This is a genomic window from Rhizobium sp. SL86 (assembly GCF_026672545.1).
Lineage (GTDB): Bacteria > Pseudomonadota > Alphaproteobacteria > Rhizobiales > Rhizobiaceae > Neorhizobium.
Genome location: NZ_JAPPRJ010000002.1, coordinates 881426 through 906370, shown reverse-complemented (window position 1 = coordinate 906370; position 24945 = coordinate 881426). Strand labels below are relative to the sequence as shown.

23 protein-coding genes are annotated in these 24945 nt (G+C 62.4%); 15 read left to right on the top strand and 8 right to left on the bottom strand.

Annotated elements, in window-relative coordinates; all coding sequences use genetic code 11:
- Window positions 1-19: 19 nt before the first annotated feature.
- From OU993_RS16330 to OU993_RS16320, 3 genes are read left to right on the top strand one after another with little or no spacing between them, the layout of a single operon-like run.
- The gene (locus OU993_RS16330; protein WP_268159159.1) at window positions 20-1804 is read left to right on the top strand and encodes a gamma-glutamyltransferase family protein; all 1785 of its coding nucleotides are present in this window, start codon (window positions 20-22) and stop codon (window positions 1802-1804) included.
- A gap of 3 nt (window positions 1805-1807) precedes the next feature.
- Window positions 1808-2566: a DUF1028 domain-containing protein gene (locus tag OU993_RS16325; RefSeq protein WP_268159157.1), complete on the top strand. Its 759-nt coding sequence runs from the start codon at window positions 1808-1810 to the stop codon at window positions 2564-2566.
- Entirely contained in the window at window positions 2563-4371 is a 1809-nt protein-coding gene (locus OU993_RS16320) for an ABC transporter ATP-binding protein (RefSeq protein WP_268159155.1), read from the top strand. The genes OU993_RS16325 and OU993_RS16320 overlap by 4 nt, the downstream gene beginning before the upstream one ends.
- Before the next feature lie 5 nt (window positions 4372-4376).
- On the opposite strand, the gene OU993_RS16315 is transcribed toward OU993_RS16320, so the two are convergent.
- Genes OU993_RS16315 through OU993_RS16285 form a run of 7 tightly spaced genes read right to left on the bottom strand, consistent with a single transcriptional unit; the run spans window position 4377 to window position 11806 of the window.
- Window positions 4377-5135 (bottom strand): copper homeostasis protein CutC, encoded by a 759-nt coding sequence (locus OU993_RS16315; RefSeq protein ID WP_268159154.1) that lies wholly within the window; start codon window positions 5133-5135, stop codon window positions 4377-4379.
- Window positions 5122-6339: an MFS transporter gene (locus OU993_RS16310; protein ID WP_268159152.1), complete on the bottom strand. Its 1218-nt coding sequence runs from the start codon at window positions 6337-6339 to the stop codon at window positions 5122-5124. The genes OU993_RS16315 and OU993_RS16310 overlap by 14 nt, the downstream gene beginning before the upstream one ends.
- A complete protein-coding gene (locus OU993_RS16305; protein ID WP_268159695.1) occupies window positions 6336-7778 on the bottom strand; it encodes a M81 family metallopeptidase in 1443 nt (480 codons plus the stop codon). The genes OU993_RS16310 and OU993_RS16305 overlap by 4 nt, the downstream gene beginning before the upstream one ends.
- A gap of 19 nt (window positions 7779-7797) precedes the next feature.
- Window positions 7798-9723, bottom strand: coding sequence for a beta-N-acetylhexosaminidase (locus OU993_RS16300; RefSeq protein WP_268159150.1), 1926 nt, complete (start codon window positions 9721-9723; stop codon window positions 7798-7800).
- A gap of 35 nt (window positions 9724-9758) precedes the next feature.
- Window positions 9759-10535, bottom strand: coding sequence for an SDR family oxidoreductase (locus OU993_RS16295; RefSeq protein WP_268159148.1), 777 nt, complete (start codon window positions 10533-10535; stop codon window positions 9759-9761).
- A gap of 3 nt (window positions 10536-10538) precedes the next feature.
- Window positions 10539-11405 (bottom strand): MurR/RpiR family transcriptional regulator, encoded by an 867-nt coding sequence (locus OU993_RS16290; protein ID WP_268159146.1) that lies wholly within the window; start codon window positions 11403-11405, stop codon window positions 10539-10541.
- Between the two features lie 14 nt (window positions 11406-11419).
- A complete protein-coding gene (locus tag OU993_RS16285) occupies window positions 11420-11806 on the bottom strand; it encodes a RidA family protein (RefSeq protein ID WP_268159144.1) in 387 nt (128 codons plus the stop codon).
- A 109-nt stretch (window positions 11807-11915) separates the two neighbouring features.
- Between OU993_RS16285 and OU993_RS16280 the strand changes: the two genes are divergently transcribed.
- From OU993_RS16280 to OU993_RS16255, 6 genes are all read left to right on the top strand, one after another.
- Window positions 11916-12401 carry a hypothetical protein gene (locus tag OU993_RS16280; RefSeq protein ID WP_268159142.1) on the top strand — a complete coding sequence of 162 codons (486 nt, stop codon included), beginning with the start codon at window positions 11916-11918 and terminating at the stop codon, window positions 12399-12401.
- A gap of 35 nt (window positions 12402-12436) precedes the next feature.
- The gene (locus OU993_RS16275) at window positions 12437-13918 is read left to right on the top strand and encodes a M81 family metallopeptidase (RefSeq protein ID WP_268159140.1); all 1482 of its coding nucleotides are present in this window, start codon (window positions 12437-12439) and stop codon (window positions 13916-13918) included.
- A gap of 3 nt (window positions 13919-13921) precedes the next feature.
- Window positions 13922-15028 (top strand): D-TA family PLP-dependent enzyme, encoded by a 1107-nt coding sequence (locus OU993_RS16270; RefSeq protein WP_268159138.1) that lies wholly within the window; start codon window positions 13922-13924, stop codon window positions 15026-15028.
- Window positions 15029-15046: 18 nt separating this feature from the next.
- Window positions 15047-15436: a hypothetical protein gene (locus tag OU993_RS16265; RefSeq protein WP_268159136.1), complete on the top strand. Its 390-nt coding sequence runs from the start codon at window positions 15047-15049 to the stop codon at window positions 15434-15436.
- Window positions 15437-15616: 180 nt separating this feature from the next.
- Window positions 15617-16219 (top strand): hypothetical protein, encoded by a 603-nt coding sequence (locus OU993_RS16260; protein WP_268159135.1) that lies wholly within the window; start codon window positions 15617-15619, stop codon window positions 16217-16219.
- Window positions 16212-16763, top strand: coding sequence for a hypothetical protein (locus OU993_RS16255; protein WP_268159133.1), 552 nt, complete (start codon window positions 16212-16214; stop codon window positions 16761-16763). Before OU993_RS16260 ends, OU993_RS16255 begins: the two co-directional genes overlap by 8 nt.
- 346 nt (window positions 16764-17109) lie before the next feature.
- Here OU993_RS16255 and OU993_RS16250 read toward each other — a convergent pair whose 3' ends face one another.
- A complete protein-coding gene (locus OU993_RS16250) occupies window positions 17110-17535 on the bottom strand; it encodes a DoxX family protein (protein ID WP_268159131.1) in 426 nt (141 codons plus the stop codon).
- 130 nt (window positions 17536-17665) lie between these two features.
- On the opposite strand from OU993_RS16250, the gene OU993_RS16245 reads away from it, so the two are divergent.
- The 6 genes from OU993_RS16245 to OU993_RS16220 all read left to right on the top strand — a co-directional run bounded on the left by OU993_RS16245 (window position 17666) and on the right by OU993_RS16220 (window position 24893).
- Entirely contained in the window at window positions 17666-18574 is a 909-nt protein-coding gene (locus OU993_RS16245; RefSeq protein ID WP_268159129.1) for a LysR family transcriptional regulator, read from the top strand.
- A 163-nt stretch (window positions 18575-18737) separates the two neighbouring features.
- Window positions 18738-19739 (top strand): Gfo/Idh/MocA family protein, encoded by a 1002-nt coding sequence (locus OU993_RS16240; RefSeq protein WP_268159127.1) that lies wholly within the window; start codon window positions 18738-18740, stop codon window positions 19737-19739.
- Window positions 19736-21307 carry an acyl CoA:acetate/3-ketoacid CoA transferase gene (locus tag OU993_RS16235; RefSeq protein WP_268159125.1) on the top strand — a complete coding sequence of 524 codons (1572 nt, stop codon included), beginning with the start codon at window positions 19736-19738 and terminating at the stop codon, window positions 21305-21307. Before OU993_RS16240 ends, OU993_RS16235 begins: the two co-directional genes overlap by 4 nt.
- Complete coding sequence (locus OU993_RS16230; protein WP_268159123.1) at window positions 21304-22071, top strand: enoyl-CoA hydratase/isomerase family protein; 768 nt, start codon at window positions 21304-21306, stop codon at window positions 22069-22071. The genes OU993_RS16235 and OU993_RS16230 overlap by 4 nt, the downstream gene beginning before the upstream one ends.
- Window positions 22072-22081: 10 nt before the next feature.
- Window positions 22082-23596, top strand: a complete 1515-nt coding sequence (locus OU993_RS16225; protein ID WP_268159694.1) for an aldehyde dehydrogenase family protein — start codon at window positions 22082-22084, stop codon at window positions 23594-23596.
- 43 nt (window positions 23597-23639) lie between these two features.
- Window positions 23640-24893: an ABC transporter substrate-binding protein gene (locus OU993_RS16220; RefSeq protein ID WP_268159121.1), complete on the top strand. Its 1254-nt coding sequence runs from the start codon at window positions 23640-23642 to the stop codon at window positions 24891-24893.
- The last annotated feature ends 52 nt before the right edge of the window (window positions 24894-24945 follow it).

Below are 24945 nucleotides of genomic sequence, written 5' to 3'. Positions count from 1 at the left end.
TTTGACAAAGGCCTGCCCCATGACTGACTTCACCACACGTCCCGAAATTCTTGGCACTTTCGGCGTCGTCACCTCCACCCACTGGATCGCCTCTGCCGTTGGCATGAGCATCCTCGAAAAGGGCGGCAACGCCTTTGATGCAGCCGTTGCCACCGGGTTCGTTCTGCAGGTCGTGGAACCGCATCTGTGCGGTCCCGGCGGCGACATGCCGGCGATCATCTATTCGAAAAAGACCGACAAGGTGGAGGTGATCTGTGCCCAGGGGCCGGCGCCCGCCGGCGCCACCATCGAGCGCTACACCGCTGAGGGCCTGAAGCTGATCCCCGGCGACGGGCTTCTCTCCACCGTCATCCCCGGCGCCTTCGACGGCTGGATGCTGATGCTGCGCGACTACGGCACGATGTCGGTGCGCGAGGTTCTGGAACCGGCCATCTATTATGCCGAGCATGGGCATCCGGTACTGCCGCGGGTTTCTGCCACCATCAAGGGGCTCGCGGATTTCTTCGCCCGGGAATGGCCGACCTCGCACGAGACCTGGCTGCCGGGCGGCGCTGCGCCGGAACCGCATTCCAACTTCCGCAATCCGGTTCTGGCCGAAACCTGGAAACGCATCATTGCCGAGGCGGAAGCCGCCACCGGCCGCGACAACCAGGTGCAGGCTGCGCGCGATGAATTCTATCGCGGCTTTGTTGCCGAGGCGATTGACCGCTACCTCAAGACCGCAGAGGTGATGGACGCGAGCGGCCTGCGCCACAAGGGCGTGCTGACCGCCGAGGACATGGCGAACTGGAGCGCCACCATCGAGGCGCCGCAGACCTTCGACTACCACGACTGGACTGTTGCCAAGACGCCCGCCTGGGGTCAGGGGCCGGTCCTCCTGCAATCCCTGGCGCTCTTGAAGGGTTTCGATCTCGGCGCCATGGATCAGGCCGGCCCCGATTTCATCCACCATGTCGTCGAGGCGATGAAACTCGCCTATGCCGACCGCGAGGTCTATTACGGCGATCCGGAATTCGGCCAGATCCCGACCGAGATCCTGCTGTCTGAAAGCTACAATGCCGAGCGCCGCAAGCTGATCGGCGCGGACGCCTCGATGGAGCTGCGGCCCGGCACCATTCCGGGCTACGAGCGCCAGGTCGATGCGACGATGGCCATGCTTGCCGAGTTTTCCGGCAAGGGCTCCGTCTATGAGCCGACCATGGCGCATTTGACCGAAAAGAAGGGCGATACCGTCCATATCGATGTCATCGACCGCTGGGGCAACATGGTTTCGACCACGCCGTCCGGCGGCTGGCTGCAGTCCTCGCCGGTGGTGCCGGGGCTCGGCTTTGCGCTCAATTCCCGTGCGCAGATGTTCTGGCTGAAGGACGGGCTGCCGACGTCGCTCGCACCTGGAAAACGTCCGCGTACCACGCTCACGCCGTCGCTGGCGCTCTACCAGGGCCGACCCACTCTGGCCTTCGGCACGCCGGGCGGCGACCAGCAGGACCAGTGGCAGCTGCCCTTCTTCCTGCGGTATGTGCATCACGGCAAGAACCTGCAGGCGGCCATCGACGCGCCGCTGTTCCACACGACGCATTTCCCCGGGTCGTTTTATCCGCGCACGTCGGAGCCCGGCCATATCATGGTAGAAGCGAGCTTCGGCGAGGCAACCATTGCGGATCTGCGCCGCCGCGGCCATCAGGTGACGGTGGCGGACAATTGGACCGTCGGGCGCCTGACGGCAGCGCGGCGTGACGCGGACGGCCTGCTCCGGGCCGCAGCCACCCCACGCCTGATGCAGGCCTATGCGGTGGGGCGCTGATCCATGACCTGGTCCATCGTCGCCCGTGATCCCGACACCGGCCATCTGGCCATCGCAGTCGCCAGCCGGTTCTTTGCTGTCGGCTCCGCCGTTCCTTACATGCGCGGCGGCGTCGGTGCTGTTGCCACCCAGGCTTTTGTCAGTCCGCTTTATGGTGTCGATGGGCTGGTTATGCTGGGTGAGGGCAGGGCGCCGGACGAGATCATCAACGCCCTGACCGCCCGCGATGACGGCGCCGAGCAGCGGCAGATGCATCTGATCGATGCGAATGGCCGCAATGCCGCCTTCACCGGCGCCAAATGCATCGACTGGGCCGGCCATCTGATTGATGACCAGGTATCGGTCGCCGGCAATATGCTCGCCGGTCCGCAGGTTCTGGAAGAAACGCTCGCGACCTACAAAAGCCTGTTGAAAGCGCCGTTCGCAGAGCGGCTTCTGGCGGCAATGGAAGCCGGAGAAGCCGCCGGCGGCGACAAGCGCGGCAAGCAGTCGGCGGCACTCGTGATCTACCGCGACCAGGATTACGCCTGGCTCAACATTCGCGCCGATGACCACACCGACCCGCTGCAGGAACTGTGGCGGCTTTATCAGGTGGCGCAGGAGCGATACCTGCATGTCGCGGAAACCATGCCGACGCGCGCCAATCCGCATGGGCTGATCGACCGCCGCGAGATTGACAAGAAAATCGCCAGCCTGGAGGCCGAGCGCATCGCCAGCGGTCGCAAGAGTGCCTCCTTCGCCACGCCGTGGATCCCGACATGACAGATATGCCCGTCCTCTCCGTCCGCAACCTCACCACGTCCTTCCGCGCTGATGGCGGTTGGAAATCCGTCGTCCGCAACGTCTCCTTTGACGTGGCGGCCGGCGAAACGGTCGCCATCGTCGGCGAATCCGGTTCCGGTAAGAGTGTCACGTCGCTTTCGATCATGCGCCTGCTTGCCGAAGGCAGCAGCCGGATCGAGGGCGATATCCGCCTCAACGGCCGCAACCTTCTGGCGCTTTCGGAAAAGGAGATGCGGGGCGTGCGCGGCAATGAGGTCGCGATGATCTTCCAGGAGCCGATGACGAGCCTCAACCCGATCTTTACGATCGGTCGGCAGATCTCCGAGGTCCTGACCCGCCACAAGGGGATGAGCCAGTCAGAGGCGCGTGCCGAGACGATCCGCATGCTGGAGCGTGTGCGTATCCCGAATGCCGCCAGCCGCTTCGATGAATATCCGCACCAGTTTTCCGGCGGCATGCGCCAGCGCGTGATGATCGCCATGGCGCTTGCCTCGCGCCCGAAACTGCTGATCGCCGACGAACCGACCACGGCGCTCGATGTCACCATCCAGGGCCAGATCCTCGAACTCATCAAGAGCCTGCAGGAAGAGGAGAACATGGCTGTTCTCTTCATCACCCACGACATGGGCGTCGTCGCCGAAATCGCCGACCGCACCGTCGTGATGTTCCGCGGCGATGCGGTGGAGGCCGGCCTGACGGAGGAGATCTTTCATAGGGGCGCGCATCCCTATACGCGCGCACTCCTGTCGGCCGTGCCGAAACTCGGCTCAATGGCGGGTGAGGAGAACCCGCTTCGGTTTCCGGTCGTCGACACGGCAACCGGCATCACTGTCCAGCCGGCAGCGTCGGAGCATTCGGTCGTCCAGCATTCGCCGATCCTCGAAGTCCGCAATCTCGTCACCCGTTTTCCCATCCGTTCCGGCCTCTTCAACCGGCAGACGGGCTCCGTGCATGCGGTGGAAAACGTCTCCTTTGATCTGAGACAGGGTGAGACGCTCTCCCTCGTCGGCGAATCCGGCTGCGGCAAATCGACGACCGGCCGCTCCATCATGCGGCTGATCGAGCCGACCTCCGGCGAGATCCAGCTCGACGGCTTCAACGTCCGCACCCTCGGGACGCTCGAGCTGCAGCGGATGCGCAAGAGCATTCAGATGATCTTCCAGGACCCGTTTTCCAGCCTCAATCCACGCATGACGGTCGGCCAGGCGATTGCCGAACCCTTCCTCAAGCACAAGATGGGAACGGTCCGCCAGGCGCGGGACAAGACCGCCGATCTGTTGGAGAAAGTCGGTCTCTCCGCCGCCGTGATGAACCGTTATCCGCACGAGTTTTCCGGCGGGCAACGCCAGCGCATCGCGATTGCACGCGCGCTGTCGCTTGATCCGAAAGTCATCGTCGCGGATGAGAGCGTGTCGGCGCTCGATGTGTCGATCAAAGCCCAGGTCTGCAACCTTCTGCTCGATCTGCAGGAAAGCCTCGACCTCGCCTTCCTGTTCATCAGCCATGATATGGCGGTGGTCGAACGGGTCAGCCACCGGGTGGCGGTGATGTATCTCGGCGAAATCGTTGAGATCGGCCCGCGCGCCGCCGTCTTCGAAAACCCGCAGCATCCTTACACGAAGAAACTGATGGCCGCCGTTCCCGTTCCGGATCCGGCGAGGCGTGGCCTCCGCCGCGGCATTTCGAACGACGAGCTGAAAAGCCCGGTCCGCCCGCTCGATTACCGTCCGCCTGAGCGTCAATACCGCGAGGTCTCGGCCGGCCACCTGGTGCAGGTGGCCTGAGCGGTCTACGTCTGGTGCGCGTGCACGATACGCCGCAATTCGCGCACGCTGGCCGCGTCCGTCTTCAGCATCTCGCGGGCGGCGAAACTCAGCTCGATCAGCTGCCGATCGCTTTCGATGAAACGCGCCGAACAGGAGGCGTGCAGCTCCGTCACGCCGAGCCTCTCGAGCAGTTCTGCGGCATTGCCCGGCCGAACGCCGGAGCCCGGCATGATGGTAATCCGTGTGCCGGCAAGACGCACGAGATCGGCGAGCCTCTCGATGCCTTCGATCGCGGTCGGTCGCCCACCGGAGGTGAGAATGCGTGAGAAGCCGAGCCGGATCGCAGCCTCCAGCGCTGCGTCCATGTCCGGCACCACGTCGAAGGCGCGGTGCAGGGTGCGGTCCAGTCCCGCCGCGTGCCGGGAAAGCGTGGTGAGCGTCGCGATGTCGAGCGGCCCTTCGGGCAGCGTCGCACCGATCACGACACCGGCGAGGCCCGCGGAGCGCGCCGTGTCGATATCGCTTTTCATCATCTCCACCTCTTCCGGTGAAAAGACGAAACTACCGGGCCGCGGGCGGATCATCGCATAGACGGGCACCGCCTGGCGGCCTGCCAGTTCCATGAACCCGCGCGAGGGGGTCAGCCCGCCGACGGAGAGCGCCGAGCAGAGTTCGATCCGGTCCGCCCCACCTTCGATCGCGGCAAACAGGCCCTCCGCGTTGTCGACGCAGATTTCCAGCACGGGCGAACCCTTCGAAAGCCTTCGGTTAGCGCCTGCCATGCGGTGTCCTTTTGCCGGTTTCGAGCACGAGAAGCAGAATGATGCCGAGGCAGCCGACCATGGCGCCGAGGATCGAAGCAAAGCCGTAATCGCCGATGCTTGTGCCAAGCGCAAAGATGCCGGCGCTCAAACCGGCGCTTAAGAATATGTTGACAGCAATCAGCGAACTGCCGAGCCCCGGCCGGTCGGCGATCAGGTCCTGCAGATAGGTGATCGGTAGGCTGATGATGGCGGCCGCCGCAAATCCGCTGATCAGCGTCTGGGCATAGACATGCCAGCGTTCCGTCGCGAGCCCCTGCAGAATCAGGTAGGCGGCATAAAGCCCGGCGCCGAGTGCCAGCGCGCGAACCGGTGTCATCCAGCGCTCGGCCTTGCCCCAGAACAGGATGAAGACGATCTCCAGCGCCGCCACGATGCCGACGATGATGCCGAGATCGGCGACCGTGCCCTTGGCCTTGCCGGTCACGATCAGCGGGCGCACGGCATCGCTGATGTGCAGCATCGAGCAGATCAGTGCGATCGCCGTCACGCGCAGCGCAACGCGTGGTTCGATCACCTCGCCGAGTGAAGCGAGAAAACGCGCCCGTTCCGCCCCGCCCTCGATCTCAAGCTTCGGCGCAATCGGCAGAAAAAAGGCGCCGAGCACGAAGCAGACAACGGCGGCCACGGTCGCGATCAGATAGGCCGGCAGCATTGAGCTGGCACCGGCCAGCATCACGCCGACGAGCCCCGGCATCAGCACCCAGGAGAGCGAGATGGTGGCGCGGATGGTGGAATTGACGCTGACCAGTTGCGCCGCGCTCAATGCGCCGGAGCTTGCCCGTACATTGGCGAAGATCAGTGAGTTCAATGCGCCGAAGACGGGAAGCAGCAGAAGTTTCGCGACCACGAAGGCAGGCACATTCGCCGCGAGATAAACGAGCGCGTAACCGGCGACGCCGAACAGGGAGACATAGATGATCGAGGTGCGGTAATCGCCCATGCGGTCGGCGAGAATGCCCATCATCACGCTTGCGGTGACGTTGATCACGGCTGCCGCAAACATCAGCGTTGCATAACCGGAATTGGAAAGCCCCAGTTCCTGGATGCCGATCAGGGACTGGTAGGGCGAGGTGGCCGCTCCCGTCGTGCCGAAAAAGAAGATGGCAAGCGCCGATGTTCGGAGCGAGGGATTGGCCCATGTCGCCTTGAGGGCACTTGTCACGTCTTCGCCACCCATCGGCTGGAGAAGAACGCCTCCGGCGTGAAGTCGAAATCCTTGTCGAAGGGAAAGCTCGGGCGCTTGCGCCGCCGGTTGGGAATGCGCTCGATATCCTGGTTGATCACGCCGTCGGTCAGCGCCATCAGGTTGGGGTTGGCGATCGGCGCCAGTTCCGGCGACAGATAACCGGATTTCACCACCAGCAGCCGCACAGTTTTCGGATCGATGCCGTGCCGGGTGAAGTCGGCGATGTTGTGGTAAGGGCGTCGGCGTGCTGCGAGGATCAGCGTGATGCCGCCGATTTTCACGACCGCCTGCCGCTCGGCCTCCGCACCCGGATCATCGAGGCTCAGAACTTCGGCCTCCGTCTCGACGCTCGGGCTGTTCGGGTCGAGCGAACCGCCGATCTTGAGCCGCAGTCTAGCGCCGACACCGGCCTTGAAGCAGGTCTCCACCGCCGGCCTGTCGGTAATGCCGCCGATCACAGCGCCCTGGAAGCCGCGCTCGATCAGCGCCTTCAGCACGTCGGCGCGGTCGCCCACGCCGCCGCCCGTCGGGTTGTCGCCGGAATCCGCCAGGATCACCGGTCGGGTCTCGGCCTTTTCAGCGAGATCCAGGACCGCGTCGAGAGAGGCCGTCACCGGGCCGAACTGGAAATCATTGCGCGCGTCCCAGTAGGATTGCGCGATGGCTTCGGCAGCGCGTTTCGCCGCGGTCTTGTCGGTTGCCGTCACCACGGCGCAGGCCGTGCCGCGCGGTTCGTCCGCCCAGACATAACCTACCATCAGGTTGGCATCCCAGATGCCATCCACGGCGTCATGGTCGGGAAGTTTGGCGTAGAGGCCTCTTGCCGGTTCATCCTCGGTGGAGGTGCGTTCGCCCGGCAGCAGCACCGGAACCGGTGCCCAGGCAACACCCGGCTTCGCGTCGGTCGTGAGCGTCTTCACCAGCATCGACCAGGCGCGCACCATGGTCTCGCGCACATCAATGTGCGGGGCGGTTCGATAGCCGGCGAATATATCCAGCTGATCGATGATCTTTTGGGTCACGTTGCCGTGCAGGTCGTAACTGGCCGCGACGGGAACATCCGGCCCCACCACCGCGCGGGCGGCGGAAATCCAGTCACCCTCTGCATCGTCCATGCCCTCCACGTTCATCGCGCCATGCATGGCGAGATACAGCCCGTCGAGCGGCAGGCTCGCCTTCAGAAGGTCGAGAAACTCGGCCTTGAACGCCTCGTAGGTGTGGCGTGCCACCGGCCCGCCCGGCACGGCGCGGGCATGCAGCAGCGGCAGGTGCACCACTCCATCCGCACCAAGGAAGTTGAAATACTCCGCCCCCAGCAATGCCTCGCCGCGCAGGACGCGAAAATCATCCGGCTGCATCAGAACGGGGGAGGAGGTCGAGCATTCGGTATGGATACCGCCGACGGCAATACGCAGTGTCATGGTCTTCACGTCCTCAAAGCTTCGGCATCAGCGGGCTGATCGCGGCAAAGCGCTGCCAGTCCTTGTTGTCCTTCGGGGTCCAGGCCGCTTCGGCAATCGCACCGAGACGGGGGAAGACGAGGTGGTTGAAATAGTCGCGGTTGAGGAAGTGTTCGGACCAGATGCAGGCCTGCACACCGCGCATGCGCGGCTTCAGCTCCTCCGGAAATTCGCCGACCGCCTCATAGGTATAGGTATGTTTCGGCGGCACGGTGCCTGCCCAACTCGCGCCCGGCTCCTGAAAAGCCTCGTCCTGCACCATGTCGAGATAATAGGCCTGCCCCGGCGTCATCACCACGTCATAACCCTGGCGTGCCAGCTCGACGCCCACCTCCGGCTTCTGCCAGGCCATCAGCAACGTGCCGTCCGGATCGACGCCACCGCCATGGCTGACCTCGTCCCAGCCGGCAAGCTTCCTGCCCCGCGCCAGAAGCATCGTCTGAATGCGCTTCATGAAATAGCTCTGCAGGCCGAACGTGCCATCGATGCCTTGCTCGTCCATCAGCTTGCGGGCAAGCGGCGAGGCCATCCAGGTATTGGCCGCCACCTCGTCGCCGCCGATATGGATGAGTTTCGAAGGGAACAACTCGACCATCTCGTCAAAAACCTTGCCGAGGAAGGTGTAGGTGCCCTCGATCGCCGGGTTCAGCGCATTGTTGGGATACCCCTGAACGGAGCGATAACTGTCGGGCGCCTCCTGGCCGTCGGTGAGTTCCGGCAAGGCCACCAGCGTTGCCGTGCTATGGCCGGGAATGTCGATCTCCGGCACCACCTCGACATTCAGCTTCGCCGCATGGGCGACGATCGCCTTCACCTCGTCCTGGCTGTAGAAACCGCCGACCGGTTCGGCGCCGTTGCCAAGCTGCGGCAGCATCGGCTCGTCCGGCCCGCGCAGCACGCCCTTGGTGGTGAGCGTCGGATAGGCCTTGATCTCCAGCCGCCAGGCTTCATCGTCGCTCAGGTGCCAGTGGAAGATGTTGAGCCGCATCCAGGCCATGATGTCGATGAGGCGGGTGACGTCGGCCACCGGATAGAACTGCCGGGACACATCCAGATGGCAACCGCGCCAGCCATACCGCGGCGCGTCCTCGATCGTGCCAGCGGCCGGAAAACGGAAGGTCTGCGGCTCAGTTCGCGCGCCGTGCAACAGATGGGCAAGAGCGGTGAGGCCATACTGCCGGCCCGCGGGGCCGGAAGAGGTCAGTGTCACCTCTTCAGCAAAGTTCAGGTGAAACCCCTCCGCGCTAAGGCTGGCATCATGGACGAAACGGAGAGCCTTGCCCGCATGCACCGGCGCGAGCGAAAACGGCTGGTGACCAATCTGGAACAGGCGCCGGTAAAGCGCACCCACGGATTGGAGGGCCTGCTTGTCGGCAAGTGCCGTACCCTCCGCCGGATAAAGTGCCACAGGCACGCTCTCGCCCGCCTCCAGCGCGGCGGAGATCGGCCAGGGCAGCAGCGAGAAGGGTTCGCGCACCTCGCCCTTCGGCATCAGCACGGGTGCTGGTTCGGGGGCGCGGCCGGCAAGCAGCGTGTCGTCGACGCTGACCGGGTGATGGCTGCCGTCCGATAAAGTGAGATAGGCGGATTTCGCACCGTCGGTGCGGTGGCGCGCCGGGCGCCAGAGCGGGGCAACGGTAAACCGCCAGCTCTCTCCCGGTGCCAGCACGACATCCGAAGGCGGCGCAAACTGGTGGAAATTGGCATTGCGACGCAGGAAGGTGGCGTTTTCGCAATGCGGCTCTTCGGCATCCTTGATGCGGGTGAGCGACGTATAAGCAAGCTTGAAGCCGCTGAGCGGTGTATCGGAGAGGTTCACCAGCGTAAAGACGAAACGTCCGCACGGATCTCCCTCCACCGGCTCCCAGGAATTTTCGAGACGGAAAACAGCGTCGGCCATCATGGTTCCCCTTTGGCTCTTTGTCTTTGGCTGGCTCAGTAGTGTTCGGATTGCGAGAAGGTGCGGGCAAGCTCCGCCTGGCCGGCGGTCAACCCGCAGTCGACAGGCAGGCACACGCCGGTGATGGCGGCCGCCTGGTCGCCGGCAAGAAAGAAAACGGCATTCGCCACGTCCTCGGCGGTCGCGATGCGGCGCAGCGCATACCAGCGCTTGGCCTCTTCGAAGACCTGCGGATTGGCCGCGGCGCGTGCCTCCCAGGCCTGCGTGCGCACGGTGCCGGGTGCCACCGCATTGGCGCGGATGCCGAACTTGCCGTATTCCACGGCAACCAGTTTGGTGAAGTGGATAAGCCCCGCCTTGGCGGCACTGTAGGCCGGGTGGCCGAACACCGCCATGCCGTTCACCGAAGCGATGTTGACCACGCTGCCGCTCGTGGTTTTCAACGCATCCTCCAGCGCCCGAAAGGTAAGGAAGGCCGCCTCGAGATTGAGCGCTGCATCCTGCCGCCAGATCTCCGCCGTTGTGTCGTGCAGCGAGACAGCGCGTGCCGCACCGGCATTGTTAACGAGCGTCGTTGCCGTCCCGAGTGCTGCGACCTGGCCCGCCATGGCCGCCACGCTTACCACGTCGGTGACATCACAGGCGATCGTCGCATAACGCCCGGACCCGTCCAGATCCGAAAGGCTCTTGTCCAGCGCCGTCTCATCGATATCGACGAGCGCCACCACATCGTGGGACTGCGCCAGGCGCTTGGCGATGGCGCGCCCGATATCGCCGGCGGCTCCCGTGACGACGGCAACGGAGGAGGGCATGGGTCAGTCTCCGAGGATCTGCCGGTCGTCGGCGCCATCGCGGTGTTCGACCAGCTGCTGTTTGATATGGCGAAGGGTGACAGTGGAAAGCTTGCGGTTGCGATAGGCAACGAGGCTGGCCAGCACGTCGACCACGGCGAGAAAGGCAAAGCGCGTCGAGGTTGGCCGGTAGATGTTGTCGCCCTCGGCCAAGTCGATGCCGATGACGATTTCCGCGGCGTCTGCCACCGGGCTGCCGCTCTGGGTCAGCGCAATCGTGCTGATGCCGTTTTCGTTCGCCAGCCTGAAGCAGCGCACCAGTTCCTGGTTGCGGCCGGAAAAGGAGGAACCGATCAGCACGTCGTTGGAATGCGCGGCGGCGGTAAACATCAGCTGCATGTTGTGGTCGCTGCTGGCGGTGACGCGGCAGCCCAGCCGGAACAGCCGGTTCTGGAATTCACTGGCGATCATTGAAGAGTTGCCGCCGGAGCCGAAGGCATAGATCATGTCGGCGCGCGACAAGCGGTCGGCCGCCTTTTCCAGGATCAGCGGATCGAGCGACCGGTGGATCAGGAAAAGCGCGTTCTGCGCCTTGGTGATCACGTCTTCCGCCACATCCGCCGGCTCGGTGCTTTTGGCTTCCGGGTTCAGGTAGCGCAGGCCGACAAAGGCGGATTTCGCCAGCCGCACCTTGAAATCGGCAAAATTCTGGCAGCCCAGCCGGCGGCAGAACCGCGTGACGGTGGGCGGCGAGACCTCCGCCTTTTCGGCCAGTTCGATGATCGAGGCCTTTACCGCGAAATCGAAGTCGCCGAGCAGGATGTCTGCGATCTTCTGTTCCGCGGTGGAAAACTGGCTGCGCTCTTCCTGCAGGATGGCGAAGATGTCCATAAAATCGTGCCCGTTCAAACTTTTGGTTTGTAGGCTATGCAGTCGATCTCCACCTTGCAGTCAACCATCATGCTGGCCTGCACGCAGGCGCGTGCCGGCGGGTGTTCGCCGAAATAGCCCTGGTAGATCTTGTTGAAGCTCCAGAAATCGCGTGGATCGTCCAGCCACACGCCGCACCGCACCACATGCTCCACGCCGTAACCCGCCTCGTGCAGGATGGCGATGAGGTTTTCGATCGCCTTGTGGCTCTGCTCGACGATGCCGCCGGCGATGATCTCGCCATCCTCCATCGCCACCTGGCCCGAAACATGCAGCCAGCCATCGGCCTCGACGGCTCTGGCGAAGGGCAGGCGCTGGCCGCCGGCACCGGCCTTTTCGGCCCCGTAACGTTTGATCGACATGACACTCCATGGAAATTATTTTCTTGGATCGTTGACATTCGACCATAGTCGCGGGAACTTGACCAGAGATTTTCGTCGATCATGAAAAGAATTTAGATGAGTGCCGCCGATGCGTGATCCCTACCGCAATCCCTTCCCCGAAAGCGATGAAGCCCGCCACGCCATCTGGGACATGCTGGTGACGCGCGACATCGATGCCTTCATTGCCGCCGACTGGGGCATGGTCGAAGGCGATTTCATCGCGGAGGGTTTTCTAGGCATTTCCGGCAACCGCGATCCGAACCCGGACAAGTGGACCCTCGCCTTCCCGACGCTTGCCGCCTATCGCGATGAATGGCTCTCTCAGGCGCGCGACTTTCAGGCCCAGTCCTATGGCGAGGACCCGCGCAACGCGATCTTCACCACCACGCGGCTGGAAGAGATCGAGATTTCGGGCGAGACCGCGCTGGTGCGCAAAAAATTCGACGGCGGCATCATGAAACGCGATGGCACGCTGGACGTCATGAAGTGGCAGACGCTCTATTACTGCCGCCTGCACGAAGGGGGCTGGAAGATTTCCGGCTTCACCGGCTACCTGCCTTATCCGATGGGCTGATCACCCCCTTGCGACCAGACGAAAGCAGACCTGCCTTGCGCATCTTCACCGCCGCCCTTGCCACTGAAACCAACACGTTTTCGCCGATCTGCATTGACCGCCGCGCCTTCGAGGAATCGCTCTACGCCCCGCCGGGGCAACATCCGGAAACTCCGACGCTCTGCACCGCGCCGATCACCGTGGGACGACGGGTGTGCCGGGAGAAGGGCTGGACGCTGATCGAGGGCACCGCTGCCTGGGCCGATCCCGCCGGTCTCATCAACCGTCAGGCCTATGAGAGCCTGCGCGACGAGATCCTCGACCAGTTGACGGCCGCGCTGCCGGTCGATGCGGTGGTTCTCGGCCTGCACGGCGCCATGGTGGCGGATGGATATCTCGATCCGGAGGGTGATCTTCTCGCCCGCATTCGGGCCATTGTTGGCCCTGACGTGCTTGTCTGCGCCGAGCTCGATCCCCACAGCCACCTGACGCAAAAACGCGTCGCGGCGGCGAATTTTTTCGTTGTCTTCAAGGAATTTCCGCATACCGATTTCGTCGATCGTGCCGAGGATCTGTGGGCGATCGCGGTCGATACGCTGGAGGGCCGAGTTCAGCCGGTCATGTCCGTGTTCGACTGCCGCATGATCGACGTTTTTCCCACCTCGCGCGAGCCGATGCGCTCCTTCGTCGACAGACTGAAGGCGATCGAGGCGAGCGACCCGGACGTGCTGTCGCTCTCCGTCATCCACGGGTTCATGGCCGGCGACGTGCCCGAAATGGGCACGAAAACCATCGCGATTACCAACGGCAAACGGGAAAAGGGCGAACAACTCGCCCGGACCCTCGGCCTCGAACTGTACGCCAAGCGCGGCACCTTCATGATGGCCTCGATCGACGAGAAACAGGCGGTGTCGCAGGCACTCGATCTTGTGCGGTCCGGCGTGAGCGCCCCGGTCGTTATCGCCGACATGTGGGACAATCCGGGCGGCGGCACGGCGGGGGATGCGACCGTCCTCCTGGAGGAACTGCTTGCCCGCGGCGTCACCAATGTGGCGCTCGGCCTGATCTGGGATCCGATTGCCGTGCAGATCTGTTTTGCCGCGGGCGAGGGGGCGGAGATCCCCCTGCGTTTCGGCGCGAAATCCGCGCCCGGCACCGGATACCCGGTGGATGGCCTGGTTCAGGTGGTGAAGCTCACCAAAGATGCCGAGATGCGGTTTGGCGATAGCATCGCCCCCTTCGGTGATGCCGCCCATATCCGCCTGTCCGGCATCGATATCATCCTCGGTTCGGTCAGGGTGCAGAGTTATGATCCCTCGCTCTTCACGGCGCTCGGGCTCGATCCACTCACGAAGGACATCCTCGTCATCAAGTCGACCAATCATTTTTATGCGGCCTTCTCCAAGATCGCCTCGGAGATCCTTTACTGTTCGGCCGGCACGCCTTATCCCAATCAGCCGGCGACCAACCCCTATCGGCGGGTGCGGCGCGATATCTGGCCGATCATGGCCGATCCGCATAAAACAGAGGCGGCCTGAGTGATGGATGATGCAAGGATTGCCCCGTTGACCCTGCCGCAGGCGGGCGACCGGCTGGAGCAGCTATCGACGCCGCTTCCGGTGATCGACGAGGAGACGCTTGCCGCCAATATGACCCGTGTGCAGGCCTATATGGACAGCCATGGCATCGCCTTCCGCCCGCATATCAAGACGCACAAGATCCCGGCGCTGGCGAAAGCCCAGGTCGAGGCCGGCGCCAAGGGCATCAACTGCCAGAAGATCACCGAAGCGGAAGTGTTTGCAGAAGCCGGCTTCGAGGACATCCTGATCACCTTCAATATTCTCGGTGAAAACAAGCTCGCCCGGCTGGCGACGCTGAACGAGCGCATTTCCGGCCTCAAGGTGGTGGCCGACAGCATCGTCACCGTCACGGGGCTTGCCGCCTTCTTCGCCAACCGCAAGCCGCTGACCGTGCTGGTGGAATGCGATACCGGCGGCGGGCGATGCGGCGTGCAGAGCCCGGATGAGGCGGCAGCGCTCGCCCGCAGCATCGTCGCCAGCAAAAACCTCCGCTTCGGCGGGCTGTTGACCTACCCGAAACCGCATACGGAAGCGGCGGTCGATCACTTTTTCCTCGCAACAATCGCCTATCTCGCGGTGGATGGCATCGACTGCCCGATCCGCTCGAGCGGCGGCACGCCGAGCCTCTTTTCCGCCCATCTGGTGCCGACCGCCACCGAACACCGGGCCGGCACCTATATCTACAACGACCGCGCCATGGTGCGCGCCGGCCATTGCGGGTTTGAGGATTGCGCCATGCACATCCTCGCCACCGTCGTGTCGCGCCCGACCCCCGACCGCGCCATTCTGGACGCCGGCTCGAAGGCGCTCACCTCCGATCTCCTCGGTTTTGCCGATTTCGGCCATATCGTCGAATACCCGGAAGCCCGCATCACCACGCTTTCGGAAGAACACGGCACGGTGGACCTCTCAAAAGTCGAAGGCCCCCGCCCGGAAATCGGCGAACGCATCCGCATCATCCCCAACCACACCTGCGTGGTCTCCAACCTCTTCGACACGATGACCTTTCATCGGGCCGGTGTGGTGACACGGGTGGAAGATGTTTCCGCGCGGGGATTGGTGTGGTGAGGGGCATGGGGATGTGTGATGAAATGCTTGCGCATCTATGCGTCGCCTGACGGGCATTCGCACTTCGATGAGGTGGATCTGCCAACCACAAAACGGGCGGTGCATCCTGATGCGGTCCCCTTCGATGTCACCGCCAGTTACCCCGCATCCCGCGTGCGCATCACCCACATTCCTGCCGGCATGCGCGAAGTCGCCTGGCACACTGTTCCGGAACCAGTCCTGACCGTCCGACTCGACGGCGCGGTAGACTATGAGACGAGTGACGGCGAGATCCGCCACGTTCCCGCCGGAAGTTTCGTGTTGATCGAGGATACCCACGGCCGAGGGCACCTGTCGCGCCATTCACCAGAGGGCCAGACGGTGATCTGGATATCCGTGCCTGATGGGTTGGTGGTGCCGGGGGGGTGAGGTTGTCGATCAAACTGTGCTTGTCAGAGCCCAGCCACGAATCGCATCATCTAAATGAAGCTCGCACTGCTGGAGCCACTACGGAGCCGGAATTGATTGGCTAGCCCCAAGCGTCGGAGTCCTGTGGCTTCTTGAAGTTGCATTCCAACTCGTGCAACAATCACTTTTGATGGGGGACCTATGGGAGCTATTCGCGCCGCTCTATTGGATGCTGTTGTGGCTGCGCTGCCTGTGGCATTGGTGTACTTTGCCGGGTGGGCGTATTTGAGCAGTTATCTCGACGCCTTCGGTATCGATTATACGCAAGTAAATATACCTCTCACGACAGTCCTAGTTTACGCCTTCACGCCCCTTAGTAACGTCTGGCTCTTGTTTGCGACTGCGTTCTTGATTGGAGGTTGGCAATTGCTCGCACTGATCCCAAAATGTCGAAAATTTCAAGGCAGAGTAGCTGTATCGTTCTCGGCTATCATTCTTGTCGTTGCTATGCTTACAATTAAATACGTTGCCGCCTTTGAGGCAAATGTCAGGGTGGCGGATGTCTGGCTGGGCCGGAAATCCATCTCGCAGGTTGTTCTTTCCAGATCTGATGCTGCGGAGGTCGGCTACAGCAAATACGCAGAATGCCGAGCTTCGGATAGTAACCGTCAGATTCTCGCCCTTCCAGAGCAGACGTTCTTATTGTGCCTAAATAAGAAATGGCCAGATAATGCAATTCTCTTTGTTGTTAAAGGCGATGGCACGATTTCCTATTTTGCGGGGAGGCAGGCAAAACATGAATAGCAGAGTGATGAGAATCGGCTGCCTACCCGCAGCCGTGATGGGGTTAGTTTGCGCCACCTCAGCGTTGGCGGAGGATAAGTTCGTTGCCGTTGAGCCCTACTACAGGCTCAAGAACGAAGTTGGCATTTATGGGGTGATTACGAAGCGGATTGGCACAAAGGTCGTTTTTCAGCCGTGTGCTGGCGAAGCGAGAGAAATGGATGATTCCGAGCTAGAGGTGACTTTCAACACCTGTAGCGATGGGAGTGGAGGATCCTTTGCGTATCTGTGTGATCAGACGGAAGATGCGTCGAACGTGGCGAAGGCTTACTTAGATGCGATGGGGAAAAAAATCGAGATAGGGACTGTTTTTGAAACAAAGGGCGGCTACCTTGCCCCAACAGGCCTCACGGCTAAAGACGCGGGTAAGACTGTCGTAAAACTGCAGTCCTGCAGCATGCACTGGTCAGTCGGCGTCAATAAGAAGGGTGAAGCCGTCGTAAACATGTACTCTGTGGAGCCATCTAAAATCAAGAACAGCAATAACCTCGAATTGCAAAAATAACCTAAGGTCATCACGGGAATGTCGTGGTTCGTCGATTTAAATAAGTTGTCGACCAACGCGATAATTCAGGCGAGATATATTCGACTGTTTGATGTAGTAGCGGGGGCTAAATCGATAGGCACCATAACCGGAACGCGACGTCCGGCCCGAACACGTCACCTCACGCTGCCTCGCGATTGCTCACAACGATCTGCTTTCCGAGCACCCGCAGGGCATCCTGGATCAGGCCGAGCTTGGTGCCGTGGTCGGGGTCCAGAATGCGGCGGGCCTCGGGCCCGCGTTTGCCGAGCCGCCGGGCGAGTTCAGGGCCTCGGTGTCCGTGCCGGTCCTCTCTCTGTTCGTCAGCTTAGAGCGGCAGGATCGGTGCCTTGCGCAAGCGGCCCCAGATCACCAGCACGGCGAGCGCGACATAGATCAGGTTGAAGGGAAGCGGTGCAAACTCGCCTCGGATCGCATGGAAGGGGATCGCCAGCGCCTGGATCGCCAGGAGCCCGACTGCGGCGAGAACCGTCAGGTTTGGTTTGATCCGGGTGGCTGCCGGCAGGATCAAGCCGATGACGCCGAGAAGTTCCATCACGCCAATGAACCGGACGAAGGCGAGCGGCGCCTCGGACATCCAGATTGCACCCATGGCGGCAGCCTCTTCGGGGGACAGAAAGAGGTGCATCCAGACACCCATCAGATAAAGCAGGGCGAGTGCGATCTGCGCGACCCAGAGGCCGATGGTCCAGCGGGGGCTTGATGCAGTCGTGGTGGAGATGAGTGTCGACATGGTTGGTCCTGTGCCATCGGCCACGACCCTGCAGGCAGGATGCGGCGCGGTTGAAGATGGACAGGATCTTATGTCTTTCGTACTGTTTGATCATCTGCGCCATAATTGAGGCTGCGTTTCCTGCAAGGAGATGATCGTGGACGCGCTTGTTGGTCTTCGGGTGTTCGCAACAGTTGCCGAATTGCGGAGCTTTTCTGCCGCTGCAGAACGCCTTGGTCTCTCTCCGGCGATGACCAGCAAACACGTTCAGCAGGTCGAAGCACGCGTTGGCGCAAGGCTGCTCAATCGAACCAGCCGCAGCGTCAGTCTGACGGAAGCCGGAATGCTCTATCTGGGAACCGTTCGCACGCTGCTCGAGGGGCTGGAGCAGGCGGAGGCACAGCTCTCGCACACCACTGTTTCGCCGAAGGGGACGCTTAAGGTCAGCCTGCCGGTATGGATGGCAAATCCTGCCTTTGCTCGTCTCTTGGTCGCGTTTCGCGCGCAGCACCCGGCGGTAACGCTCGATCTGGACCTCTCCGGCCGCAAGGTCAATCTCGTGGAAGAAGGTTTCGATCTTGCCCTGCGTGTGACCGCGGCATTGGATGATACTCTGATTGCCCGCCGTCTGGCGACGATCCGGTTTGTTCTTGTTGGAACGCCGGAGCTCCTCGATCGTCTCGGGCGGCCGCAAAGTCCGGAGAAATTGAAAGGCGCACCCTTCCTGGCCTATAGCGCGGTTGCCCCTGACGGCCGGGTGCGGCTTGGCAATGGACCAGAGGCACCCGAACTGCATCTCACCCCTGTGCTTTTGAGCGGCAACGAGTCCCTCCTCTATTTGGCCGCTCGCGAGGGGCTTGGCCTCTCCATGATGCCCCACTGGCTGGTTCACGAAGACCTTGCAGACGGCCGGCTCGAAGCGGCCCTTAACCAAACGCTCTGGCCCGAGGTGACCTTGCATGCCATCTATCCCAATCGCAGCTATTTGCCTGCAAAGACACGCTGTTTTCTGGACTTCCTGACCGGTCCTTACGGTATTGGCGGTCTTCAGTCAGAGTAACCGATCCCTCCTTGCGCAGGAGAACATCCCTTCCGTAACCCTTCCGAAAAAGCGGAGCGGGCCCTTGTTTTTGCCTTCTCCCTAAAAGCAGTTGACACGTTTATTGGATCGTTCCATAAGCATTGGAACGATCCAATAAACGGAATTGCGGGGGGAGACGCAAATGCGGTGGGCCTTGATCGGAGCCAGCACGATTGCCCGTCAGTACATGATCGGGGCCATCCGCGCACAAGGCGGAAAAATCATGCGCGTGATGAGCGCCTCGGCACAACGCGCCCGGGATTTTGCGGCTGAACACGAGATCCCGGCCTCCGGAAGCGACTTGGAAGAGGCCTGTCGCGACGATGCGGTCGATGCGGTCTACATTTCGACGACCAATGAAAAACATCTGTCTCAGGCGCTCGCCGCGCTTAAAGCCAAAAAACATGTGCTCTGCGAGAAGCCCCTTGCGCTGAGCCTCAATGACGCGCTTGCCATGGTGCGGACTGCGGACGAGGCGGGGCTTGTCTTCGCCACCAATCATCACCTGCGTTGCGCCGGAAGTCACCGCGCCGTGCGGGCGCTCATCGCCTCCGGCCGGATTGGCCGTGTGCTTTCGCTGCGCCTGCACCACGCCGTTTTCCTGCCGCCGCATCTGCAAGGATGGCGGATCAATTCGCCCGGGGCCGGCGGCGGCGTCATTCCCGACATCACCGTTCACGATGCCGATGTCGCCCGCTTTCTGTTGGCCGAAGACCCGGTCTCGGTCGTGGCGCAGATGGCAAGTTCCGGCCTCGGGGACGGCGTCGAGGATTCAGCCATGTCCGTCTGGTCCATGCCGTCCGGCGCCATGGTGATGAGCCATGAAAGCTTCACGCATCCCTTCGCCGGTTCCGGGCTGGAAGTGCATGGAACCGAAGGATCGATCTTCGCCAGGGATGTCATGACGCAAAACCCGATCGGTTCAATCGATCTGGTCACCGCGTCGGGGCGCGAGGCGATCGCGTTCGACCGGCACGATTTGTACCAGGAGGGGGTGCGCCGGTTTCACCTCGCTGCGGCCGGCGGCGGTGAGCCCGCTGCAACCGGCCTCGATGGGGTGAAGTCACTCGCCGTTGCGCTCGCCGTGCGGGATGCCGCCGCGCGCGGTGCGCGGGTCACCGTGAATTATGGAGATCTCCATTGAGCAAGCTCGTTGCTGCCGCTGACGCCGTCTCGTCTATTCCCGACGGTGCCGTTGTCACCGTTTCCTCTTCATCCGCGCTCGGTTGCCCGGATTTCGTCCTTGCAGCGCTGGGCCGGCGTTTTGAGACGGAGGGCCATCCGCGCGATCTCACCATGCTGCATCCGATCGCCGCCGGCGACATGTATGGCGTGAAGGGCATCGATCATATCGCCAAGGACGGTCTGATCAGGCGGGTGCTGGCGGGATCTTATCCTTCCGGCCCGTCCAGCCTGCCGATGCCAGAAATCTGGAAGATGGTCGTCGAGGATCGCATCGAGGCCTATAACGTCCCTTCGGGCATCATGTTCGACATGCACCGCGAGGCCGCCGCCCGCCGCCCGGGCGTCCTGACGCGCATCGGCCTCGATACCTTTGTCGATCCGATCCGCCAGGGTTGCGCCATGAACGCGAAGGCAGCCGCTCGCGCGATCGTCCGTCGCGTCGAATTCGCCGGTGAAACCTGGCTGCACTTCCCCAACCTCTATCCCGATGTCTGCATTCTCAGGGCCACCACGGCCGACGAACGGGGCAATCTCACCTATGAGCACGAGGGCGCCTATCTCGGCGGGCTGGAACAGGCCATCGCCACACGCAACAATGGCGGTCTTGTCATCGCGCAGGTCCAGCGGATGACGGCGGCCGGCAGCCTTCGTCCCCATGACGTGCGCGTGCCCGGTCATCTCGTTGATGTCGTCGTGCTCGATCCCGAGCAGAAACAGACCTGCGAGACAGCCTACGACCCGGCAATATCCGGCCAGATCATGCGGCCCTGGTCCAGCTTCCATCTGGCGGAGCACGGTATCGAGAAGGTGATCGCACGTCGCGCCGCGCTCGAATTGAAAGCGGGAATGACCGCCAATCTCGGCTTCGGCATCAGCGCGCAGGTGCCACGGATCCTGCTCGAGGAGGGGCATCCTGAGGCTGTGACCTGGGCGATCGAGCAGGGTGCTGTCGGTGGCATGCCGCTCACCGATTTCGCCTTCGGCTGCGCCTCGAATGCCGACTGCTTCGTGCCGTCGCCACAGCAGTTCATCTATTTCCAGGGCGGCGGTTTCGATGTTTCCTTCCTCTCTTTCCTGGAGGTGGATGTGGAGGGTAATGTCAATGTGTCGAAGCTGGGCAAAAAACCCTATCTCACCGCGGGATGCGGTGGTTTCGTCGATATCACCGCGCATGCAAAGAAGATCGTCTTTTCCGGCTGGTTCGAGGCCGGGGCGACGGTGGAGCTGACGCAAGACGGCATCCATGTGCGCAGTCCCGGCAAGTTCACCAAGATGGTCGACACCGTCGAGCACGTCACCTTCTCGGGTCGGAGAGCCCGCGAGCAGGGACAGGACGTGCTCTATGTGACCGAACGTTGTGTGATGCGCCTGTCGGACCATGGTCTTGTCGCGACCGAGATCATGCCGGGCATTGAACCCGAACGGGACATCATCGCGGCATCGCAGGGTCGAGTGTCCGTCGCGCCGGATGCGCGCGTCATCTCGACCTCGCTTCTTGCGAAGGATCCAATGGGGTGGACACCATGAGCGCCGTCCACCTGGAGATTGCCGAAGGGATCGCCGAGATCCGGCTGGACAATCCAGCCAAGCTCAATGCCTTCACTGTCGAGATGCTGGAGCAGTTGTCCGGTCATCTCGATCGATTGGAACGGATGCGTGACGTTCATTGCCTCATCGTGACGGCAGAAGACGGACGTGCCTTCTGCGCCGGAGCCGACATCAACGCCTGGGGTGACCTGAGCCCGGCAGAATTCGCCCGGCATTGGGTGCGTGATGGGCACCGCATCTTTGATCGTCTCGCGCGGCTGTCGAAGCCCGTAGTTGCCGCCATAAACGGGCATGCCTTCGGCGGTGGCCTGGAGCTTGCCGCGGCCTGCGATGTCAGGGTCATGGCTCCGAACGCAACGATCGCTCTTCCTGAAGCCCATGTCGGCATCGTGCCCGGCTGGTCGGGCACGCAGCGCCTTGGCCGGCTGCTGCCGGAACCGATCCTGAAGGAGATGGCGCTGTTCGGACGGCGGATTTCCGCAGAGCGGGCCCATGCCTTCGGTTTCGTGGCGGAGGTTTCCGCGCAGCCGCATGAGACGGCCCTAAACATGGCCCGGTCTGTGCTTGGCCTGTCTCCGCGTGCCATCGAAGTGGCGAAGTTCATGATCCATGCAGGCCGGGGAGAAGATCGCCATGCCATGATCGAGGCGCTGGGCAGCTCGGCAATCGCGGCGAGTGCCGATCGTGACGAAGGTGTCGCGGCCTTTCGGGCAAAACGCAAACCCGCATTTTCGGGAGAATGACATGAACGACATGACCATGACCGCCGCCGTCTCGCATCCGCTTCCCCGGGCGCCCTTTACGGGCCGCCATCTGATCGACGGCATATGGTGCGACAGCGCCGATGGGGGAACGTTCGACAGGGTCTCGCCGTCACATGGCGTTCTCGTCAGCCGGTCCGCACGTGGCGGCGCTGCGGAGACGGAAGCCGCCATTTCGGCTGCGCGGCGGGCTTTCGACGATGGCCGTTGGAGCCGTGTGACGGGCAAGGAACGTTCCACGTTGCTGCTCAAGGTCGCCGACCTCATCGAGGCCAATGTCGAGCGAATGGCGCTCGTCGAAACGCTTGAAAGTGGCAAGCCGATCGCCCAGGCCCGGGGCGAGGTGGCTGGTGCTGCCGACCTTTGGCGTTATGCAGCGGCGCTTGCCCGCACCCTTCATGGTGACAGCCACAACTCGCTCGGAGAGGACATGCTCGCCGTCGTGCTGAAAGAGCCGATTGGGGTGGTCTCGATCATCACGCCCTGGAACTTTCCGTTCTGGATCCTCAGCCAGAAGCTGCCATTCGCGCTGGCGGCGGGTTGCACCTGCGTGATCAAGCCGTCAGAGATGACACCCTCAACCACGGTCATGCTGGGTGAACTGCTTATCGAGGCCGGATTGCCCGCGGGCGTTGTCAACATCGTCCTCGGTTTCGGCCAGCCTGTCGGTGCCCTGATGGCCGAGCATGCCTTTGTTGACATGGTGAGCTTCACGGGTTCAACCTCCGTCGGCAAGGCGATCAGCGCTGCTGCGTCGAAGACGTTAAAGAAGGTCGCACTCGAACTGGGTGGCAAGAACCCGCAGGTCGTTTTCCCGGACGCCGATCTTGATGCGGCCGCAGATGCGATAACCTTCGGGGTCTATTTCAACGCTGGCGAATGCTGCAATTCCGGCAGCCGTATCATCGTCCATGAAGACATTGCGGACGCCCTGGTCGAAAAGGTCGTGGCCCTTTCCCGCAAGGTCGCTTTCGGCGATCCGCTCAATCCCGAGACACAGGTCGGTGCGATCATCTCGCTGGCGCATCAGGAAAAGATCTCCGCCTATGTGCGCGACGCGGTCGCCGCGGGCGCCCAGCTCAAACTCGGCGGCGAGGCTGTCCGCCATCCCGGTCTGCCAGGCGATTTCTTCGCGCCGACCATTTTGACGCATGTGAGCCCGGAGATGCCGATCGCGCGCGACGAGGTTTTCGGCCCCGTGCTTGCTGTCTTGACCTTCCGGACACTCGACGAGGCCGTGTCGCTCGTTAACGACGCGTCCTATGGCCTGTCCGCAGGGGTGTGGAGCGAGAACGTGCACACCTGCCTCGCCTTCGCGCGCCGCGCCGAAGCCGGCACCGTCTGGACCAATACCTGGATGGACGGCTTCCCTGAAGTTGCCTTTGGCGGCTTCAAGCAGAGCGGACAGGGCCGCGAGAATGGCCGCTACGGCCTCGACGAATTCCTGGAGATCAAATCCGTCGTGATGCGCATTGGCCGGACAAGGCCGAACTGGGTGCGCGACTGACTTCCGGAACGATTGAAAGCAACGCATCAAATAGGAGGAGAACATGCGTAGCCTTTTCAAGACCATGCTGATTACCGGTACCATGCTGGCGGGAACCGCCGGCATCTCACATGCCACCGACGTTGAGGTGCTCCACTGGTGGACCTCGGGTGGTGAAGCGGCCGCCCTGAACGTTCTGAAGGAGGATCTGAAAACCAAGGGCATCGGTTGGGTCGATATGCCGGTTGCCGGCGGTGGCGGTGAAGCGGCGATGACCGCGCTCCGCGCCCGTGTGACCGCCGGCAATCCGCCGACCGCCGTCCAGATGCTCGGTTTCGACATTCTCGACTGGGCAGAACAGGGCGCGCTCGGCAATCTCGATGCCGTCGCCAAATCCGAGGGTTGGGACAAAGTGGTGCCGGAGGCACTGCAGAAGTTCTCGAAGTATGACGGTCGCTGGATCGCGGCTCCGGTCAACGTTCACTCGACCAACTGGGTGTGGATCAACAAGGCGGCTTTGGATGCGGCAGGCGGCAAGGCGCCCACGAGCTGGACCGAGCTTGTCGCTGTGCTCGACAAGATGAAGGCAAACGGCATCACGCCGCTCGCCCATGGTGGCCAGCCCTGGCAGGACGCCACAGTCTTTGATGGCGTTGTGCTGTCCAAGGGCAACGACTTCTACAAAAAGGCCTTCATCGATCTCGACGAGGCAACGCTGAGCGGTTCCGACATGGCGGATGCCTTCGATCGCCTGATCAAGCTGCGCAGCTATGTCGACAACAACTTCTCCGGCCGCGATTGGAACCTCGCTTCGGCAATGGTTATCGATGGCAAGGCCGGCATGCAGATGATGGGCGATTGGGCCAAGGGTGAATTCCTGAAGGCCGGCAAGAAGCCGGGCGCAGACTTCGTCTGCATTCGATTCCCCGGAACACAAGGCTCCGTGACGTTCAACTCCGACCAGTTCGCGATGTTCAACGTTTCGGGTGACGACAAGGTCAAGGCGCAGATGGCCATGGCTTCTGCCATCGAGAGCCCGAAATTCCAGTCGGCCTTCAACGTCGTGAAGGGATCCGTGCCGGCCCGTACGGACGTGCCGGATACCGATTTCGACGATTGCGGCAAGAAGGGCATGAAGGACCTGGCCGCCGCGAGTTCGGCGGGATCACTCTTCGGCTCCATGGCACACGGCCATGCCGCTCCGGCAGCCGTCAAAAATGCCGTCTATGACGTCGTGACCAAGGCCTTCAATGGTGGCTTCAAGAATGGTGCCGAAGCCGCCAAGGCACTCGCCGAGGCCGTGGCAGCCGCAAAGTAACCTCCCGTCGCGAGCGACCTCCTCGTCGCTTGCGGCATCCCCGACGCCGTCT